We start from the raw sequence: 19,723 nt of genomic DNA on the forward strand, positions 1-19,723 counted from the left end.
AACGGATCATGGGCGCGGTCGTGCCCGTCACATTCCCTCCGCCGGGCAGTTCACCATCCAGGGAATGCCGAACTTGTCGACGCACATGCCGAAGCCCTTGGCCCAGAACGTCTTGCTGAAGGGCATGGTGACCGAGCCGCCGTCGGCGAGCGCGTTGAACTTGCGCTCGCCGTCCGCGGGATCCTTGAGTGTGAGCGAGATCGAAAAGCCCTGCGGCTTGTGAAAGTGCTCGGCCGGCGCGTCGGAGGCCATCAGCACGCTGCCGTCGGGCAGCGACATCCGTGCATGCATGATCATCTTCTCACGGCCGGGAGCGGCCGGCACGTCCGGCGGCGCGTCCGATGACCGCATCATTGCATCGATCTTGCCGCCGAGAACCTTGGCGTAATAGTTGAACGCCGCTTCGCAAGTATCCTGATAGAACAGATAGGGATTGAGCATCGATTGTCTCCTCTTCGCTTGCAGTGAGGTTATTGCTTCTCGGTGAGCTTCTTCAGGCCGGCGAGACCTGCCTCGAAATCCTTGCCGATCATGCTGTCCATGTTGACGAACACCTGCATGACCTTCGACAGGAACGGGGCCGGACCGTACATCGCCCACGTGACCAGAGTGGCATCGCCTTGCGGCACAAAGGTGAACTCGACGGTGTTGTGCCCTTCGAACGGCCGCTCGAAATCGAGCTTGATGCGAAGCCTGGAGGGCCCGTTCGCCTCCAATATCTCCATGTGGCCGGCACCGACATTGTTGTTGCCATCCCAGGCATAGGTGGCACCCTTTCCCGCCGCGGTTCCGCCGAACGTCCGCTTCATGGCGGGATCGCGCTCCTCATAGGGCGACCAGGCGGTCCAGCGATGGAAATCAGCAACCAGCGGAAAGATCGCATCGGCCGGAGCTTTCACGGCGAGACTGCGCTCCACGCGGAACGTGTCGGGCTTTGTCAATGCGAAGACCAGGACCGCGGCTATGCCGACGGCGAGCACGATAGCGATGACGGCAAGGGCTTTCAGCATGAATGGCTCCCCGGGATACGGAGCCTAGGACGAACGCGGGAGGCCCCGGCCGACAATGGGACAGAAATTCCTTGGCGCACTGCCATCCCACGTCATGGCCGGGCTTGTCCCGGCCATCCACGTTCTTGGCGCGGAGGGAAAGACCGGGGATGCCCGGGACAAGCCTGGACCAAGCTCGGGCATGACGACGTGGAAGCAGGCGGGCCTACTTCGCCTTCGCGCCCTGCCTGGCGCCGCCATTGGCCGTCTTCGGCTGGCTGTCCCGGATCAGGCGATCGAGATGCATGCGGATGTGGGCGGCTTCGGCCGAGGTGTTGGCGAGCGCGATGGCACGGTCGAAGGCGACGCGGGCCTCGTCGTTGCGGCCGAGCTGCATCAGGAAGGCGCCGCGCACGCCGTAGAAATGGAAATAGTTGGCGAGCTTCGGTGCCAGCGGCTCGATCAGTTCGAGCGCGGCCTGCGGCCCGCGGACCTTGGAGACCGCGACCGCGCGATTGAGCGTCACCACCGGTGACGGCTGCACCACTTCCAGAGCGCCATAGAGCAGATCGATCTGCGTCCAGTCGGTCTCCTCCGGGGTCGCTGCGCGCGCATGCAGCGCGGCGATCGCGGCCTGGATCTGATAAGGACCGCTGCGGTGGTGACGCATCGCCTTGTCGATCAGCGCGAGACCTTCCGCGATCATGGTGCCGTTCCACAGCGAACGATCCTGATCGTCCAGCAGGATCAGCGATCCGTCCTCGGCAAAGCGCGCGGCGCTGCGGGCGTGCTGCAACAGGATCAGCGCCGTCAGGCCCATGATCTCGGGCTCGCTCGGAAACAGCCGCAGCAGCAGCCGCGCCAGCCGCATCGCCTCTTCGCACAGCGGCTTCCTGATCTCCGCAGTGTCTCCACTCGCCGAATAGCCTTCGTTGAAGATCAGGTAGATCATGGCGGCGACGCCGGCGAGCCGCTCGGAACGCTCGACCGCGCCGGGCGCTTCGAAGGGGACGCCCGCGTCGGCGACCTTTGCCTTGGCGCGCGTGATGCGCTGCTCCATCGCGGCTTCCGAGACCAGGAAGGCGCGTGCGATCTGCTTGACGGTGAGGCCTGAGACGATGCGCAGCGCGAGCGCGATCTGCTGCGTCGCCGGCAGCTGCGGATGGCAGCAGATGAACATCAGCCGCAGGATGTCGTCGCGATAGTGCGAGCCGTCGAGCCGCTCGGCCAGCTTCCCCTCGGCATCATCGAGATCCGAGATGGCCAGGTCGTCCTCCGGCAGGGGCTGCTGCTTGCGGGCGCGGCGCACCTCGTCGATCGCGACGTTGCGGCCGACCATGATCAGCCAGGCCGCGGGATCGCGCGGCGGCCCGTTCTGCGGCCAGGACTTGAGCGCGCGCAGGCAGGCGTTCTGAAAAGCCTCCTCTGCGGTGTCGAGATCGCGGAAATAGCGCAGCAGCGCGCCCACCGCCTGGGGTCGCGCCGAGGTCAGCGCAGTCTCGATCCAGGCGGTGTCGGTCTCGCTCACGTGAGAGCTCCTCCGGGCCGGAACACGCCCACGGGACGCACCTCGTAGGCACCGCCGGGATTGGCAGCGCCCAGCTCGCGCGCGACGTCGAGCGCATCGTCGAGATTCTTGCAATCGACGATGTAGAAGCCGAGCAGCTGCTCCTTGGTCTCGGCATAGGGACCGTCGAGCACCAGTGGCGGGTCCTCCTTGCGCAGGGTCGCCGCCGCGGTCGTCGGCAACAGCCGCGCCACCGGTCCGAGCCGGCCCTGCCTGGTGAGCTTCTCCTGCACCACGGCGAGCTTCTTCATCACGGCCTCGTCCTGCTCCTTGCTCCAGGAGCCGACGAAATCCTCGTCGTGATAGCAAAGAATGGCGTAAAGCATAGGCGACACTTTCCTCGTCTGCTTTGAAGACGCGCCAATATGCCCCGCGCCGACATGGCTGCGGAAAAAATTTGCAAGAAAAATCCGGCAGATCGTGCCAAGGAGGGCCTTCTCAAACGGAACCGACGAGGCACTTCGAATGACCCTGGGTACACTGGCCGTCCTGATCAACAGCACGCAGCAGAACTGGCTGCCGGAGCGCTGGAAGGCCCGGTTCGAAGCGGTCTGCGGGGACCGTCGCGTGGTGCTGCTGCCGGACGCCGGGCTCGATCCGGCGGAGGTGCACTATGCCGCGGTGTGGAAGCCGGTGCCGGGCGATCTCGGTGCGTTCCCCAATCTGCGCGCGATCTTCAACCTCGGCGCCGGCGTCGACGCGCTGATGGCGGACAAGAGCCTGCCCGATGTGCCGCTGGTGCGCGTCGCCGTGCCCGATCTCACCAATCGCATGACCGAATATGTCGTGCTGCACGTGCTGATGCACCACCGCCAGGAGCTTTACCTCAGGCAATCGCAGCGCGAAAAACGCTGGGAGCCAAAATATCAATGGCCGGCGAGCGCGATCACCGTCGGCGTCATGGGATTGGGCACGCTGGGGGCCGATGCGGCCAATGTGCTGCGGCGGCTCGGCTTCCGCGTCGCCGGCTGGAGCCGCAGCCCGCGGACGATCGACGGCGTCGCGTGCTTCCACGGGACTGCGCAGATCGATGCCTTCCTGCGCACGACCGACATCCTGGTCTGCCTGCTGCCGCTGACGCCTGACACAAACGGCATCCTCAACCGCGACGTCTTCACGAAGCTCAACCGCAACAGCCCGCTCGGCGCGCCCGTGCTGATCAATGCCGGTCGCGGCGGCCTTCAGAACGAAGCCGATATTCTGGCCTGCCTCGACGACGGCACGCTTGGCGCTGCCTCGCTCGACGTCTTCGTGCAGGAGCCGCAGCCGGCGAACAGCCGCTTCTGGACCCACCCCAAGGTGGTGTTGACGCCGCACAACGCAGCCGACACCGACGCGGACGCGATCTCGGCTTATGTCGCCGAGCAGATCGGACGGTTCGAGGCCGGCGGAGCGCTGGAGAATGTGGTGGATCGGGCAAGGGGCTATTAAGCCCCTGGATTTCGCGAACGCTGGCGCTTCAGGCTCGGTGTCATCCCCGCGAACGCGGGGATCCATACCCACGGGCAGAAATCGTAAGGCGAGCGGGCAACTCCGGGTCTTCGCCGAACGTCTTCCGTGGTCCGGAGCTGCGCTCCGCTTGCCGGCGACGGCAGCCTACGCTTTCGCGCCGACCATCATATCGATCGCGCCCTTCACGATGGCCTCCAGCTCCTTGCGTGGGACGCGGGCGCGCGAACGAACGGCGATGGAGTGCACGGTAGCTGATGCGATCTGCGCCAGCACCGCCGGATCGGCGCTCTCCGGCAACTCGCCCTTCTCCTTGGCACGGCGGAAGCAACTGGCAAAAGCCTTGTCGAGCTCGGTGAGTCCGTCGAGCACCATGGCGCGGATCTCGGGATCGCTCACCGCCTCGGACGCCGCCGTCACCACCGTGAAACAGCCGCGCGGGCCGGTCTCGCCGGAGAGATAGATGTTCAGCGCGGAGGCGAAGATTCGCTCCAGGCGCTGGCGCAGCGGCATTTCCTCGCGAAAGATCGCGGCCATGGAGGCCCGCGCTTCCTCACGGTAGCGCTGGTAGCTCTTGATGTAGAGCTCGCGCTTGTCGCCGAAGGCGCCGTAGAGGCTCGGGCGGTTCATGCCGGTGGCCTCGCTGAGATCGTCGAGCGAGGTCGCGGCAAAGCCCTGCCTGCGGAACAGGTCGAGCGCCTTGCCGAGCGCGACATCGGGCTCGTAGGCGCGGGGACGGCCGCGGCGCTTGGGCTGACTGGCAGCAGCTGGCGGCTTCGATTTTTGTACCATTTCGCAACTTAATCCTTGACCGCGGATATATTATGCAATACAGTACAAAAATCAATCTGGCCAGGTTGAGCGAAACTTCCAGAGAATTGCCCAAGGAGGCTACAGATGGATCTCTATTTCTCGCCCCTCGCCTGCTCCATGGCGACGCGCGTTGCGCTGTATGAAGCCGGCGCCGAGGCGAACTATCTCGAAGTCGATCCGCCGACCAAGACAGTGCTGAGCGACGGCTCCGACTTCCGGGCGGTCAATCCAATCGGCCTGGTGCCGACGCTGCGCACCGATGAGGGCGTGGTGCTGACCGAGAACGCCGCGATCCTGCAATATGTGGCCGACCGCTTTCCGCAATCCGGCCTCGGTGCCGCCGCCGGCATCGAGCGCACCCGGCTGCATCAATGGCTTTGCTTCATCGGCACCGAGCTGCACAAGGGCCTGTTCATCCCCGTGCTCGACCGCAAGGCGCCGCAGGAAACCAAAGCCTACGCGCTGGAAAAGAACCTGTCGCGGCTCGACTATCTCGACAACTATCTGAAGGGCCGCGATTTCCTGCTCGACCATTTCAGCGTGGCGGATGCCTATCTCGTCACGGTCATCAACTGGACCATGGCGACGCCGCCGATCGAGCTTGCGAAATGGCCGAACGTGAAGGCCTACTACGAACGCCTGCGCCAGCGCCCGTCGATCGCCAGGGCGATCGCGGAGGAGTTCGAGTTGTACAAGGCCGAGCTCGCGCGGAAGAAGGCCGCGGCGTAAAACACGATGAAATGAGGCTTGATCGCTGCAACGACGGTGGTGCGCTCCCTCTCCCGCTTGCGGGAGAGGGTGCTTCTCCAATGGGACAACCCCAAGAGGAGAAAGCCCTCACCCGCGCCTCCGGCGCGACCTCTCCCGCAAGCGGGAGAGGTGAACGAGCCGCGGCAATCGATTCAACGAAAGCCGTTCCGGAGTGCAGATCGACTATTTCGGCGCCTGCAGCACGATGCCATAGCGGCGGTAGATCTGGTCGATCGTGCCGTCGCCTCGCAGCCGTTCCAGGGCCCGGTCGATGGCCTCGCGCAACGCATCATCCGGGCGGATCATGCCGACGGCGACATTCCAGTTGAGATCGGCCATGCTCTCATCACGATCCAGGATCCGGAGCGGATTGTCCGGATGCGTCAGATTGAAATAGCCCGCCGCAGTCGGCGTGACCGCGGCGGCATCGATCTCACGGTTCGACACGGCCTCCAGGCTGTCGCTCTCGAAGCCGAACGTCGACAGGGGCACGTGCCGTTGGCCGATGATCATGGCGGCGATCGATCCGACCTGCACTCCCACCTTGGTCCTTTCGTTGAGACTCTTGAACGAGGTGAGCGGGCTGGATGACGGCACCGCGAGCGCGACGCCCGTGCGATAATATGGTTTCGAAATCCGCAAACGTGTTTCGCCTTGCGCCTCGCGGTCGGCGATGACGTCCAGGAGAATGTCACAGCCGGCGCTGCGCATCTGGTACTGCGTGATGATCCAGTCGAGCCTCAGCGCCACACCGAGCTCGCGGGCCATCACCTGTCCCAACTCGACCTGAAAACCGGGCGGCTCGCCGGTCTTGCGGGCAAAGGGAAGCGAGTTGGGATGCGCGCACAGCCCGATCACGCCGCTCGCACGGATCGCGTCCAGGGTTCGCGCCTGCGCCGGTCCCGGCAGCCCGATGGCGGCAGCGACGATGACCGGCACGATCGTCTTCATTGCACACCCTCATCTGGACGCATCGCGGTCTGGTTCAGCCTTCGCGTGGTTTCAAGGCGCGGATGTACTTGACGATCAGGTCGATCTGCGCGTCGGTGAAAGCGCCATCGAATGCCGGCATCGCGCCTTGCTTGCCGTGCTTGATGCGATTGCGAATGAAGTCGTCGTCGCGCGGCGAATTCATCAGTTGCGGACCCTTGCCGACGGCCCGGCCGCCGTCGGAGTGACAAAACCCGCAAGTTCCCGCGAACACCTGCTCGACCTCGAACGGCGCATTCTCGGGCGCAGGCGCCGCGGATTGTGCTTGAGCCATTGCAGCGCACAGCAACGAGGCGCCCACCGGAACTGTCCTCAAATACAGCTTCAACACGTCCACTCCGTTCCTGAAGCAGGTGGCCGTTGCGACCAGCAAGGAGCGGGCTTGCACCCGCTCTTGCAGGTCGTTTGCAGCAACTATTTCAGGCTGAAGACGACGAGCGCGCCGTCGTCACGCGGCATGCTCTTGTAGACGCCGCCGAAGTTCGGGGCATACTCGTCAGCCAGCATGCCGCCAAAGCCCGCGGTCACGGCGATATATTGCTTGCCGCCGACGGAGTAGCTGACGATGCCGCCCTGGTGACCGGTGCCGTTGTTGTGCTTCCACAGTTCGGCTCCGGTTTCGGCATCGTAGGCGTGAAGGACACCGCGGGAGTCCGGCACGAAGACCAGATTGCCCGCCGTCGACAGCACGCTTCCAAGCGGCGGCTCGGGATATCGGACCTCCCATTTCTTCGCTCCCGTTATGGGGTCCCGCGCGTCGAGATGGCCATAGATTTCGCCGCCGGGAGGAGGCACCATCTTGAAATCGGCGCCGATGTTGAGCTGGACCTGTGGCGTCGTGACCGGTGTCGTCTTCTGGATGTCCAGCGTCATGCACCATTCCTGGCCGATCTTGTAGTAGAGACCGGTCTTCGGGCTGTATGAGCCGGCGTTCCAGCTGATGCCGCCGCCGATGAACGGACACAGAGGTGGTTCAGTGACTTTCCCGACGGAGAAATCGCGGCGGCCGATCAGCGCGCCGGTCTTGGGGTCGATATCCTTGACGAAGTTGATGTTCTCGACCAGCCGCCAGACGTTCTTCACCTTGAGATTGCGGTCGTAGACGAAGACGAAGCCGCCCTTGTTCGGATGAACCACGTATTTCTGACCGTCGCGCTCGAGCATCACGAACTCGCCGACGGAGCTGTCAAAGTCCCAGGCGTCGTGCGGCAGTTCCTGATGATAGAATTTCAGCTTGCCGGTATCGATATCGAGGCCGATCACCGAAGTCGTATAGAGATTGTCGCCGGGACGTGCACCTTGCGTCTTGTAGTCGGCGCCCGACCAATCGTAGAGCGGCGCAGGGTTCGCGGTGCCCCACAGGATGGTGTTGGTCTCGGAATCATAGGTGCCCGGCATCCAGCCGCCACCACCGCCGGTGCGCCAGGACTCGTTGCCCCAGGTCTTCATGGCCTCTTCGGTGCCCGCGACCGTCAGGAATTCCCACTTCTTCTTTCCCGTCGTGGCATCGAGGGCGAAGATCGGGCCGCGGCCCGGCCATTCGCCACCTTGCGCGCCGATAATCACGCTCCCCTTCGCGTAAAGAGGCGCGCCGGTAAAGCCGACAGTGAGCTTCTGCGAGTCGATCAGCTTGGTCTCCCAGAGGACCTTTCCCGTCTTCGAATCCAGCCCGAAGACACGCCCATCCATCGTGCCGACGAACACCTTGCCCTCACCGAGAGCTACGCCGCGGTTGTAGGGAGAGTGGGTCTGCCGGCTGATGAGCGCCTCGTCCAGTTCCGGAAAGAACGACCAGATGACCTCGCCGGTTGCGCCATTCAGCGCAAAGACCCGGCTGTAAGAGCCCGAATAGTAGAGCACCCCGTCAGCCACGAGTGGCATGGACTGCAGACCGCGCGTCGATCGCCCGGGGATGTGCATCCAGGCTACGCCCAAATTGGCGACGTTGTTCGTGTTGATCTGCGCGATCGGGCTGTAGTGGTAGGACTTGTACGAGCCGTGATAGGTGAGCCAATCGTTCTGGCCGGCGGCCTCGATGCGGGCCGTATCCACGGCTTGTGCCGACGCCGCCGATGCTGCAAGTGTCGCAACGACGACGACAGGCAAGGCCGAGCTGAGCCACTGCTTTCTCATTTGCACTTCCTCCCGCTCTTGTGTTTGTTGATTGCGTCTCGTGAGCGCGGCCGCGAGGGGGCATTTGCAGTTCAGTACGCGTCGATCGTCCTCCATCGGACCGAGTCGCCAACAGATATCCCCTCTTTCGGCGGATAGCGCCGAAGGAGCCACCTTCACTAGTGTGATTGCTGTTGTACTTCTGCTTGCCGCTGCAGCTTACGACGGATCACAGGGCGTGCAAACACGGAACGCGCGCAGGAGACGACTTTGACGCACGGGCCGAATTGAAACGGCAGCGGCACTGACCGTTTCGACCTCGATCGGCCAATCCCGGAGCGAAGTGGCTTATCCGTAAAGCACTTTCGGCAGTATCGTGACGATGCCGGGCCACAGCGTCAGCAGCAGCACGAAGCCGATCATGATCATGAGGTACGGCATCGTCACGCGGGCGATGTAGCCGAGGCCGTCCTCGGTCAGGCCCTGGATGACGAACAGGTTGAAGCCGACCGGCGGGGTGATCTGCGCCATTTCGACGGCGAGCACGAGGAAGACGCCGAACCAGACCTCGTCGAAGCCTGCGCCCTTCACGATCGGCAGCACGATCGGCAGCGTCATCACGATCATCGAGAAGCCGTCGAGGAAGCAGCCGAGAACGAGATAGAAGACGATCAGCGTCACGATCAGCATGAACGGCGACAGGCCGAGCCCCTTGACGAAGGCGGCCACCGCCTGCGGGATGCCGAGGAAGGCTGCGGCATTGCCGAGGATCGAAGCGCCGAGCACGATCAGCGCGATCATCGAGCAGGTCACGACCGAGCCGATCAGCACGTCGCGCATGACCTGTTGCGACATCGCGCCTTGCGCCCAGGCAACCAGGGCCGCGCCGAGCACGCCGACGGCGGCAGCTTCCGACGGCGTCGCGAGGCCGCCATACATCGAGCCGAGCACGCAGGCGATCAGGAACAGCGCCGGGGCGAGGTCCTTCAGAGCGGCGAAGCGTTCGCTCCATGGCACCTGCGAGAGCTTGGCTTCCGTTTCCGGCACCATGCCCGGATTGAGGCTCGTATGCAGCATCACCCAGGCCATGAAGGTGGCGGCCAGCAGGAATCCCGGCAGCACCCCGGCCGTGAACAGCTTCAGGATCGAGACATCGCCGAGCACGCCATAGATGATCATGATGTTTGACGGCGGGATCAGGAACCCGAGCGTGCCGGCGCCGGCGAGCGAGCCGATTGCGATGTCGCGGGAATAGCCGCGGCGCAGCAGCTCGTTGAGCGACATGCGGCCGATCACCTGTGTGGTCGCGGCCGACGAGCCCGAGATCGCCGCGAAGATGGTGCAGCCGATCACGTTCACATGCAGCAGGCGGCCGGGCAGCAGCCCGGCCCAGGGCGCCAGTCCCTGGAACAGCGAGCGCGACAGGCGGGTGCGAAACAAGAGCTCTCCCATCAGGATGAACAGCGGCAGCGCGAGCAGCTCCTGCGTGGTCAGGATATTCCACGCGTATTGAGGCAGCAGCTTGTCGAGCGGGATCGAGCGGAACATCGCGAGCAGCAGCGTCGCAGTGAGCGCAAGCGTCAGGCCGATCCAGACGCCGCAGGCCAGCAGCGCAAACAGGATCGCGAACAGGGCGACGACTTCGATGGTCATGCGATCTTGGATCCGGGAGCGAGCAAAGCGGTCATTCGACGGGCGAGGCCTTCATGCGATGATCCTCCAGCGGCAGGCCGAGCGCGGCCTGGATCGCGCGCGCCAGGAACTGGAGCGTGAGCAGCAGCATGCCGAAGGTGACGACGGCCTCCGGAAACCACAGCGGCGTGTCGCTCGAGGTGGAGACCTGGCCGCGCACGAACGCGCCCCAGGCGAATTTCGCCATGGCCGAGGTCAGGAACGCCATGAAGGCGAAGCCGGCTGCCGCCGAGAGAATCTCGAGCGCGCGCTGCACCGGCGCCGGCACGTTCTTCAGGAGCAGCACGACGCGGATATGGCCGCCGACACGTAGCGTCATGGCGGCGCCGAAAGTGAAGGACGCCGCCATGAGATAAGAAGAGTATTCCCACGCGATCGAGATGCTGGGCGGGAAGAACGGCAGGAAGTTCGACAGGAAGCGGGTTGCGACCTCGCAGAGCATCAGCAGCGTCAGCATCAAGAGACAGCCGCCGCCGATCCAGCCGTCGAGCCGGCCGAGGCGATCGATTCCGTCGAGCAGGATGCGCAGCGGCGCCGGCGCCGCTGCATTCAGACTCTGCGGAGCTTCGGGCGAGATGCTCACCACGACGTCAAACTCAGCCACGCTTCATTTCGGCGAGATAGGCCCGCACCGGCTTGTCGGCCGCCGGCACGCGCTTGAGGAAGGCGTCGAGCTGCGGCGCGGTCTTGGCCCGGATTTCCGTCATCATGGCTTGCGAGACCGGCACCACCTCCATGCCGCCTTCCTTCAGGCGGTTGAGGCTGTCGACATCGGCCTTGAGCGAGTTGGCCCAGAAGCCCGGCTCCATCTTCGCCGCGATATCCGCAACCAGCTTCTGTTGATCGCCGGAGAGAGCCTTCCAGGAATCGAGATTGACGGTGAGCATCTGCGACGACCAGACGTGGTTGGTCGGGTAGACGTATTTCAGGAATTCCCAGAACTTGCCGTCGACGCCCGACACCGACGAGGTGGAGACGCCGGCCACCGCGCCGGAAGCGAGCGCGGGAATCGTCTCACCCCAGGGGATCATCACGGCCGCCATACCGATCGCGTTCAGCATGTCGACCGCGTTCTTGTCGGGCACGCGGATCTTGATGTTCTTCAGGCCCTCGACGTCGGCGACCTTCGCCTTCAGATGCAGATACTGCGTCGGCCACGGCACGATGTAGAGGATTTTCTGATTGTTGCGCGCAGCGATCTTCTCGTATTCGGGCCGCACATATTTGTGCAGCACCTTGAGCTCTTCCACCGAGCCGCAGAGGAAGGGAATGCTCTCGACGCCCATGAAGGGCTCGTCGCCGACCTGCTGGATGTTGAGGACGTCGGCGAGCGGAACCAGGCCGTCGCGCACCGCGCGCAAGTGCTCGGGCCCCTTGAAGCCGAGCTGACCACCCGCCTTCACGGTGATGTTGACCGTGCCGCCGCTCTGCTTCTTCACCTCCTCGGCGAAGGCAAAAGCGTTCTGGGTGTGGAAATTTCCGTCAGGCCACACCGTCGACATGTCCCAGCTTACCGTCGCCGCCCGCGCGCGGGTGGAGATGTGGCCGGCGGCGAGCAGCGTCGCTGCGCCCGCGGTGAAGTTCCGTCGCGTGATCATTGCACCCCTCCGTTTGCTACGCGCACGACGCCTGAGGCGTCACCGCGAGTACCCATAAACTGCGACCGCCTTGTCGACGGACACGAGTCCGCTTTCGACGTCGTCATTGACCGCCGCGCGCTCGCGCTTGGCGGGATCGCCGATGCCCGCGCCGCCCGGTGTCAGCACCACCAGCCGGTCGTCCGGCGGCACCTGCTGAAAGCCTTTCCCCCGCAGCTTCTTTCCGGACTTGAGACCGACATATCCGGCCTCGCCGTCCCGGCCGCCATCGCGGCCGCGCGGCGGATGATCAATGCGGTCGAACGCCGCCAAGATGTCGAACGGCGCGTCGACGCCGCTGCCGACTTCGATGATCTGACCGAGGCCGCCGCGGGTGCGCCCTGCCCCGCCGGAATCCGGACGCAGCTCCTTGCGCCAGAAGATCAGAGGCGTCTGCGTCTCTGCGATCTCGACCGGCGTGCCGCGCACGCCGCTGGGATAGGCGGTCGCGGACAGCCCGTCCTTGCCGAAGCGCGCGCCGGTGCCGCCGTTGGAGGTCACCGCCATGGAGAACCCGTAATTGCCGCCGACGCCGCTTCGCGTCTGCCCCCGCACGTTGAGATTCCACAGGCACGAGGTGCCTTCCGCAGGCACGCGCTCGGGAATGATCTGGCGCAGGCAGCCGAACACGACGTCGGGCAGCATCTGGCCGATGATGTGGCGCGAGGCGACCGGCGCCGGCTTCGGCGCATTGAGAATCGCGCCCGCCGGCGCCGATACCGTCAGCGGCGAGAGCGAGCCGGCATTGTTCGGGATCTGCGAGGCGACGACGCAGCCGAGGCCGAACACCGTGTAGGCGGTGGTGTAGGACAAGGGCACGTTGATGCCGAACTTCGAGGCGGCGGAGGTGCCGTCGAAATCGACGTGTATGCCTTCGTCCGAGACCGTCAGGGTCGCAGCCAGCGTCACCGGCGCGTCATAGCCGTCGACCACCATCGTGTTGCGCCAGCTGCCCTTCGGCAGCTTGGCGATCTCGGCGAGCACGGCCTCGCGCGAGCGGTCGCAAATGTAGTCGCCGAGCTCGTCCAGCGTGTCGATGCCGAACTCGGTCATCATCTCGACCAAGCGCTCGCAGCCGACGTCGTTGCAGCCGGCGAGCGAATAGGTGTCGCCCTCGGTGTCGATCGGAAGTCGCGTATTGGTGCGGATCATCGCCATCAGCGTCTCGTTGACGACGCCCTGGTCGATCAGCTTCAGCATGGGGATGTAGAGCCCCTCCATGAACACGTCGGTGGCGTCGGGCCCGAAGCCGATGCCGCCGATATCCATGAGATGGCTGGTGCAGGAGAACAGCGCCACCGGCTTGCCATCCTTGAAGCACGGCGTGGTGACGACGAAGTCGTTGAGATGGCCCGTGCCCATCCAGGGGTCGTTGGTGATGTAGGCGTCGCCTTCCTTCATCGTCTCGATCGGGAAGTGAGTGATGAAATGCTTGACCGATTCCGCCATCGAGTTGACGTGGCCGGGCGTGCCCGTCACCGCCTGTGCCAGCATGCGCCCCTCGAGGTCGAACACGCCGGCCGACAGGTCGCCGCATTCGCGCACGATCGGGCTGAACGCGGTGCGGAGCAGCACCTGCGCCTGCTCCTCGACCACGGCGATCAGCCGGTGCCACATGATCTGAAGGTCGATCAGGCTCGCGCCATTTGCCTTGCTCATGATCAGGCCGCCTTCCGTTCCATGACGATGCTGCCGGCACCGTCTATATGGGCGTCAAAACTGTTGGAGACGAAGGTCGAGGTCTCGTCTTCCGCAATGACGGCGGGACCCGCAATCGTCGCGCCCGGCGCCATGTCCTCGCGGCGATAGAGCGGGATATCGATCACTTCGCCCGCGCGGCCGTCGAAGAACTTGCGGCTGCCGGACGCCTTGGCCGCAGGCATGCGTGCGACGGAAGCGACGGTCGGGGGATTGCGCGCCTCGGTGGTGGCGAGCACCGACCAGCTCAACACCTCGATGGCAGCCCCCGGGATCGGCCGTTCGAACATCGCGGAATAATCCGCCTCGAACTTCCGGCGCAGGCCGGCGAGATCGGCGGTCGCCAGCCGCCGGTTCGGCAGCTCGACCGATATCTCGTGGCCCTGGCCGACATAGCGCATGAAGGCGGCGCGGCGCTCCCGCACCGGAGCACCGGCTGCACCGGGCTCCACCAGCGCACGCGCCTCGGTCACCATCTCCTGCAAGAGGTCAGAGACGGCCTCGGTGTCGAAGTCATCGAGCCGGACATGACGGCTGCGCACCAGCTCATAGGCGATGGGCGCCGCCAGGAAGCCGACGGCCGAGCCGACACCGGCATTCGATGGCACGATCACGCGAGAGACGCCGATCTTCTCGGCGACACGGGCCGCATGCAGCGGCGCGGCACCGCCGAAAGCGATCAGCGTGTGCTGGCCGATAATCTCCCCGCGCTCGACCGCATGCACGCGCGCCGCGCTCGCCATGTTCTCGCAGACGACTTCGTGGACAGCATAGGCCGCGGTTTCCGCGGTAAGGCCAAGCGGCTCGCCGACGTCCCGCAGCAGCGCCTGCTTCGACAGCTCCGGGTCGAGCTTGATCGTGCCGGCCGCAAACGCATCGGGATCGATCATGCCAAGCGCGACGTCTGCATCCGTCACGGCCGGGCGCTGACCGCCGCGGCCATAGCAGGCGGGCCCCGGCTCCGAGGAGGCGCTCTCGGGACCGACGGTGACGCGCTTCATCGCGTCGACATGCGCGATCGAACCGCCGCCGGCGCCGATCTCGACCATCTCGATGACGGGAATGCGCACCGGCAGACCGGAGCCCTTGAGGAAGCGCGCGGCGCGATCGACCTCGAACACGCGCGAGGTCTCGGGCTGGTACTTTTCGATCAGACAGATCTTTGCGGTCGTGCCGCCCATGTCGAAGGAGAGCACCTTGCTTTCGCCAAGACGCGCCGCGATCTGGGCCGCGAAGATCGCGCCGCCGGCGGGACCGGATTCGACGAGGCGCACCGGAAAGCGTCGCGCGGTCTCGATCGAGGTCACGCCTCCGCCGGAGGTCACGAGATAAATGGCGCCGCGAAACTGCTCGACCTGCAGGGCATCGGCCATGCGGGCAAGATAGCCATCGATCAGCGGCTGCACATAGGCGTTGGCGACCGCAGTGGATGTGCGCTCATATTCCCGGATCTCGGGACAGACTGCCGACGATACAGTCACGGAGATGCCGGGCATTTCATCACCGATGATCGCGGCCGCGCGGCGCTCATGCTCGGGATTGGCATAAGAGTGCAAGAAAGCGATCGCGACGCTCTCGACCTTCAGCTCACGCAATCTCTGCGCGAGTACGCGCACCGCCGCCTCGTCGAGCGGGAGACGAACGGCACCGTTGGCGTCAATGCGCTCGGGCACCGTGAAGCGCAGGCCACGCGGCGCCAGCGGCTTCGGCTTGTCGATGCCGAGATCATATTGGTCGTAGCGGCTTTCGGTGCCGATATCGAGCACGTCGCGGAAGCCCTCGGTCGCGATCAGCGCGGTCTTGGCCCCGCGGCGCTCGATGATGGCATTGGTCGCGAGCGTCGTGCCATGAATGAAGACGTCGATGTCGCTGATATGCGCACGTGCATCGGCAAGAATGAGGCGCATGCCGTCCAGCACAGCCTGCTCGGGGCGCTGCGGAGTGGTCAGCACCTTGCGGGTTTTGCGATCTTGCCCCACGTCCAGCACGATGTCGGTGAACGTACCACCGATATCAACGGCAAGCCGCACCTCGGCTCTCTCAAGCATTCCAAATTCTCCGTGCTGGTCGTCAAGACTGGGGTCAAAAGCGCAGCAATTTCCATGCCATGGACGACGAGATGCATGCCGCGCCCGGCTATTCTGCTTGGCACCTATGCAATAGGCAAGGCGTGTGCGCCGCCTGCGCGATCAGAGCAGGAATGCAAGCGCCGTCTCGCAGCGCTCCTCGACCTTGAGCGTCAGGAGATCGTCGGCGCGGGTGCGGCCGAGGTTGACCGCCGCGATCGGAATATTGCGGCGCGCCGCGGCCTGAACGAAGCGGAAGCCGGAATAGACCATCAGCGAGGAGCCGACGATCAGCATGGCGTCGGCTTGCGCCAGATGATCCTGTGCGGTGGCGACGATCTCGCGCGGGACGTTCTCGCCGAAGAAGACGACGTCCGGCTTGAGGATGCCGCCGCAGGCTTCGCATGGCGGCACTTCGAAGGAGGAAAAATCCTCGTGCTCCAGATCGGCGTCGCCGTCAGGTGCATCCGCGGCATCGAGCGTCAGCCACGCCGCATTGGCGCTGCCAAGGTCGTGCTGAAACTCGTCGCGCGGCGTCTTGCGGCCGCAACCCATGCAGCGGACCAGATCGAGCCGGCCGTGCAGGTCGATGACCTGCCGGTGGCCGGCCGACTGATGCAGCCGATCGACGTTCTGGGTCAGCAGCATCCCGCACCGGCCGTTCGCCTCGAGCCGGGCCAGCGCATGATGCGCATCGTTCGGCCTCGCCTGGCCGAACCGCCGCCAGCCGATCAGGCTGCGCGCCCAATAGCGCCGGCGCGTGTGCTCGTCCGACATGAAGGCCTGGAAATTGACCGGCTGGGTCCGCTTCCAGTTGCCCTGGCTGTCGCGGTAATCGGGAATGCCTGAATTGGTGCTGCAGCCGGCGCCGGTCAACACGAACAGACGTTCGTGCCGGTCGACGAAATCCTGGAGCGTAGGGTTTGACATGGCACCAGATGTAGGTCGCGAGGCCGGCCTTTTCCAGATCACTGTCGGCGGGACGGACGCCCTGCGATAGACGATGGGTGAGATTTCTCCTGGTCTGCCGTGTGGGCGGCTTGCTGCAACGTCCGCCGAAACTCATCGCGCTTTTCGTGCACCGAGGCTATCGCCTGTCCGACCGCGACCCCGAGGCCGACCAGCGCAGCTTCTGAAAGCTGCAGGCTTGCCTCGATGGTTTCCGGCACCGCGTCAGTTGCGCCGATTGCATAGAGGTGACGGGCGTGATCAGCGTCGCGCGCACGTGAAACGATCAACACATCCGGCCGCACCGCACGGGTCCGCTCGACGACGGCATCGATCGCCGTTCGCGACTGAATCGTAATGATCACACCGGTCGTCTGCATCAGGCCGCAAGCTTCGAGAAAGCCCGGTTCTGTCGCGTCGCCAAAGAAGACCTTATGGCCGTCGCGGCGGTCGCGCGCCACGGCGATCGGATCGTGATCGACCGCGATGTAGTCTACGCCATGGGTGGTAAGCAGCGAGCAGACCACTTTTCCAACACGGCCGTAGCCGACCACGATCGCCTGTGTTCGGTCACTTGGCGGCTGAACCGTCAGTTCGGGATCGAGGATGCGCTCGTCAGCCAGCTTGGCGGCCAGTCGTCGTCCGAGCGCGCCCAAGAGCGGCGTCAGCGCCATCGTCACGGCGGTGATGGCGACGACGAAGCTCGACACGCGAGGCTCGATCAGACCGGCGGCCGCCGCCATGCCGATGCTGACGAAGGCGAACTCGCCGACGGGCCCCAGCAGGAAGCCGATCTCGATCGCCGCCGGCCATGAGAGCCTGAAGAGGCGACCCAGAATGATGAGCACGATCGCCTTGCCGGCGAGAATGCCGATAACGGCAGCCAGCAGCCAACCGGGCTCGCGCATGAACACGCGGAAGTCGATGGCCATGCCGACGGTGAAGAAGAAGATGCCGAGCAGCAGGCCCTTGAACGGCTCGACGGTAGCCTCGATGGCTTTTCCATACTCCGTTTCCGCCAGCATCAGTCCTGCAACGAATGCTCCGAGCGCCATCGACAGCCCGGCTTGGTGTGCGGCAAGCCCTGCGCCGACGATGACGAACAAGGTCGCCGCGACAAACAACTCGGTCGAATGGGTTCCCGCAACCATCTGGAACAGCGGACGCATCAGCAGCCGTCCGATCAGAATGAGAAAAGCGACCGCCACGACCGCCTTCAGGATCGCACTGGAGATGTGCGTCACGACCGAGCCACCGCTGCCTGCACCGAGCACCGAGACGAAGACGAGAATAGGGACCACGGCGAGGTCCTGGGCCAGCAAGACCGAGAAGCTGGCGCGCCCGGCTGTGGTCGCAAGCCGCCTCTCGGCGGAGAGAAGCTCGAGCACGATGGCCGTCGAGGACAGCGCAAGGCTCGCGCCAATGATAACGGAAGTATCGGAACTCTGCCCGGAGAGGAGCGCCGCGCCAAATATCATGGCGGACGTCGCCAGCACCTGCAGGCCGCCAAGCCCGAACACCAGCCGTCGCATCGTGACGAGCCGCCGGAAAGACAGTTCGAGCCCGATCAGGAATAGCAGGAACACGATGCCGAGATTGGCGATGCCCTCGACATTCTGCGCGTCCGTCACCGTGAACCAGTACAGGAACGGGAGATTCTGAACGAGCGAACCAAGCCCGAGCGGACCGAGAATGGCGCCCGCGCCGAGATAGCCCAGCACCGGGTTGATGCCCCAGCGGCGCACGATCGGCACCACCACGCCGGCGGTGCCTAGAACCACGAGCGCGTCGCTATAGGCATTGATGTTGATGGTTGTGGTCACGAGCCCGTCTTGTGTCGGCGCTTGCCAATAGCGGCCGCGTCGTCCACGGTCGATAGCACACGGCGCCGCAGCCCCCAACCAGTCCTGATTCTCCGCGCGGGCACTGGCGGCCGCCGATGCGGATGGTCCGAGCTGACGTTCAGCTCGCCCAATTCTCCCGGAATTCAGGGAATAGCGTCAGGCCCCCGCAGGCATAGATCGTCTGCCCCGTGATATAGCTCGCATCCTCCGAGGCGAGGAAGGCGAACACGGCGGCGATCTCTTCCGGCGTGCCGACGCGGCCCAGCGGAATATGGCTGGTGACGACGCCGCGCTTTTCGGGATCGCCGGTCCATGCCGTATTGATCGGCGTGTCGATCGCGCCTGGCCCCACCGCGTTGACGCGGATGCCCCGGCCGGCAAATTCGAGCGCCAGCGTGCGCGTCAGATTGGCCATGCCTCCCTTGCTGATCGAATAAGCGAGATAGCCGGGCTTTGGAATGATCTGGTGGACGCTCGAACAATTGATGATGCTGCCACCTCCGCCGCGTGCGACGAAGTGAGCGAGCGCCTTCTGCGCGCAGAGCACGGCACCGTTGAGATTGACGTCGATGATGCGGCGATAGGTTTCGACGTCGAGCGCCTCGCTCGGCGATTCCTTCTGGAAGCCGGCGTTGTTGACAAGACAATCGAGACGTTTCCAGCGAGAAAGAATCGTCTCGAACATCGCAGCAATGTCCTGCTCATCGCCGACATTGGCCTTGACGATGCAATGATCGGGCTCGCCGTGGCCGCGCGAGCGCGAAGCTGCCCGAGCGAGCGCGAGCGTCTCCTCCGCCCGCTCCACGTTCTCGAAATAGTTGATGGCGACGGTTGCGCCTTCCTGGGCGAGCCGGACGGTGACGGCGCGGCCAATGCCTTGTGAGGCACCGGTCACCAGCGCGTATTGACCGACGAGGCGCGAAGGAAATGAGGCTGAGTGTTCGGTTTGCGGCATGGCTTCTCTCCAGATGCGTCATCATGGCTGGAACCGGCGTTTTGTTCCACCCGGTTGTGCATACGCTGCACGCACCCCTGGACTCGGCGCGGCCTATAGCGGGGTGAAGTCGATCGGCATGCCGAGGCGAGGCCGTTCGCGAACACCAGGCGGCGCCACCGGCCTGGAGCTGCAAAGGCGAGCACTCCGATCATCGGAACGGTCGCGAGCCCG

General features: G+C 64.7%; 18 protein-coding genes. 2 read left to right on the top strand and 16 right to left on the bottom strand.

From position 1 onward, the window contains the following. Window positions 1-27: 27 nt before the first annotated feature. The 4 genes from ACM42_RS20725 to ACM42_RS20740 all read right to left on the bottom strand — a co-directional run bounded on the left by ACM42_RS20725 (window position 28) and on the right by ACM42_RS20740 (window position 2,882). Window positions 28-441 carry a VOC family protein gene (locus tag ACM42_RS20725; protein ID WP_271529668.1) on the bottom strand — a complete coding sequence of 138 codons (414 nt, stop codon included), beginning with the start codon at window positions 439-441 and terminating at the stop codon, window positions 28-30. Window positions 442-470: 29 nt separating this feature from the next. Further along, window positions 471-1,010 (bottom strand): SRPBCC family protein, encoded by a 540-nt coding sequence (locus ACM42_RS20730; RefSeq protein ID WP_271529669.1) that lies wholly within the window; start codon window positions 1,008-1,010, stop codon window positions 471-473. 205 nt (window positions 1,011-1,215) lie between these two features. Then, on the bottom strand, window positions 1,216-2,517 hold the full coding sequence (locus ACM42_RS20735) for an RNA polymerase sigma factor (protein WP_271529670.1): 1,302 nt from the start codon (window positions 2,515-2,517) through the stop codon (window positions 1,216-1,218). Continuing rightward, window positions 2,514-2,882, bottom strand: a complete 369-nt coding sequence (locus tag ACM42_RS20740; protein ID WP_271529671.1) for a YciI family protein — start codon at window positions 2,880-2,882, stop codon at window positions 2,514-2,516. Before ACM42_RS20740 ends, ACM42_RS20735 begins: the two co-directional genes overlap by 4 nt. Before the next feature lie 139 nt (window positions 2,883-3,021). Here ACM42_RS20740 and ACM42_RS20745 point away from each other — a divergent pair, with 139 nt between their 5' ends. Beyond that, window positions 3,022-3,987: a 2-hydroxyacid dehydrogenase gene (locus tag ACM42_RS20745; RefSeq protein WP_271529672.1), complete on the top strand. Its 966-nt coding sequence runs from the start codon at window positions 3,022-3,024 to the stop codon at window positions 3,985-3,987. A 165-nt stretch (window positions 3,988-4,152) separates the two neighbouring features. Here ACM42_RS20745 and ACM42_RS20750 read toward each other — a convergent pair whose 3' ends face one another. Further along, complete coding sequence (locus tag ACM42_RS20750; protein WP_271529673.1) at window positions 4,153-4,797, bottom strand: TetR/AcrR family transcriptional regulator; 645 nt, start codon at window positions 4,795-4,797, stop codon at window positions 4,153-4,155. Between the two features lie 105 nt (window positions 4,798-4,902). Between ACM42_RS20750 and ACM42_RS20755 the strand changes: the two genes are divergently transcribed. After that, window positions 4,903-5,547 (top strand): glutathione binding-like protein, encoded by a 645-nt coding sequence (locus ACM42_RS20755; protein WP_271529674.1) that lies wholly within the window; start codon window positions 4,903-4,905, stop codon window positions 5,545-5,547. 204 nt (window positions 5,548-5,751) lie between these two features. On the opposite strand, the gene ACM42_RS20760 is transcribed toward ACM42_RS20755, so the two are convergent. From ACM42_RS20760 to ACM42_RS20810, 11 genes are all read right to left on the bottom strand, one after another. Next, window positions 5,752-6,519: a substrate-binding periplasmic protein gene (locus ACM42_RS20760; RefSeq protein ID WP_271529675.1), complete on the bottom strand. Its 768-nt coding sequence runs from the start codon at window positions 6,517-6,519 to the stop codon at window positions 5,752-5,754. 34 nt (window positions 6,520-6,553) lie between these two features. Then, window positions 6,554-6,832, bottom strand: a complete 279-nt coding sequence (locus ACM42_RS20765) for a c-type cytochrome (protein ID WP_271529676.1) — start codon at window positions 6,830-6,832, stop codon at window positions 6,554-6,556. A 140-nt stretch (window positions 6,833-6,972) separates the two neighbouring features. Beyond that, the gene (locus tag ACM42_RS20770; protein ID WP_271529677.1) at window positions 6,973-8,691 is read right to left on the bottom strand and encodes a pyrroloquinoline quinone-dependent dehydrogenase; all 1,719 of its coding nucleotides are present in this window, start codon (window positions 8,689-8,691) and stop codon (window positions 6,973-6,975) included. A 327-nt stretch (window positions 8,692-9,018) separates the two neighbouring features. After that, a complete protein-coding gene (locus ACM42_RS20775) occupies window positions 9,019-10,323 on the bottom strand; it encodes a TRAP transporter large permease (protein ID WP_271529678.1) in 1,305 nt (434 codons plus the stop codon). 31 nt (window positions 10,324-10,354) lie between these two features. After that, window positions 10,355-10,948 (bottom strand): TRAP transporter small permease subunit, encoded by a 594-nt coding sequence (locus tag ACM42_RS20780; RefSeq protein ID WP_028178995.1) that lies wholly within the window; start codon window positions 10,946-10,948, stop codon window positions 10,355-10,357. A 10-nt stretch (window positions 10,949-10,958) separates the two neighbouring features. Next, a complete protein-coding gene (locus ACM42_RS20785) occupies window positions 10,959-11,960 on the bottom strand; it encodes a TRAP transporter substrate-binding protein (RefSeq protein ID WP_271529679.1) in 1,002 nt (333 codons plus the stop codon). A 39-nt stretch (window positions 11,961-11,999) separates the two neighbouring features. After that, window positions 12,000-13,658 (bottom strand): hydantoinase B/oxoprolinase family protein, encoded by a 1,659-nt coding sequence (locus tag ACM42_RS20790; RefSeq protein WP_271529680.1) that lies wholly within the window; start codon window positions 13,656-13,658, stop codon window positions 12,000-12,002. A 2-nt stretch (window positions 13,659-13,660) separates the two neighbouring features. Beyond that, complete coding sequence (locus ACM42_RS20795; protein WP_271529681.1) at window positions 13,661-15,745, bottom strand: hydantoinase/oxoprolinase family protein; 2,085 nt, start codon at window positions 15,743-15,745, stop codon at window positions 13,661-13,663. Window positions 15,746-15,886: 141 nt separating this feature from the next. Then, window positions 15,887-16,693: an NAD-dependent protein deacetylase gene (locus ACM42_RS20800; protein ID WP_271529682.1), complete on the bottom strand. Its 807-nt coding sequence runs from the start codon at window positions 16,691-16,693 to the stop codon at window positions 15,887-15,889. 38 nt (window positions 16,694-16,731) lie between these two features. Next, window positions 16,732-18,534, bottom strand: coding sequence for a cation:proton antiporter domain-containing protein (locus tag ACM42_RS20805; RefSeq protein WP_271529683.1), 1,803 nt, complete (start codon window positions 18,532-18,534; stop codon window positions 16,732-16,734). Window positions 18,535-18,673: 139 nt separating this feature from the next. Further along, window positions 18,674-19,510 carry an SDR family oxidoreductase gene (locus tag ACM42_RS20810; RefSeq protein ID WP_271529684.1) on the bottom strand — a complete coding sequence of 279 codons (837 nt, stop codon included), beginning with the start codon at window positions 19,508-19,510 and terminating at the stop codon, window positions 18,674-18,676. Between the last annotated feature and the right edge of the window lie 213 nt (window positions 19,511-19,723).

Origin of the sequence: Bradyrhizobium sp. CCBAU 25338 (assembly GCF_028128965.1) — a bacterium.
Taxonomy (GTDB): Bacteria; Pseudomonadota; Alphaproteobacteria; order Rhizobiales; family Xanthobacteraceae; genus Bradyrhizobium; species Bradyrhizobium liaoningense.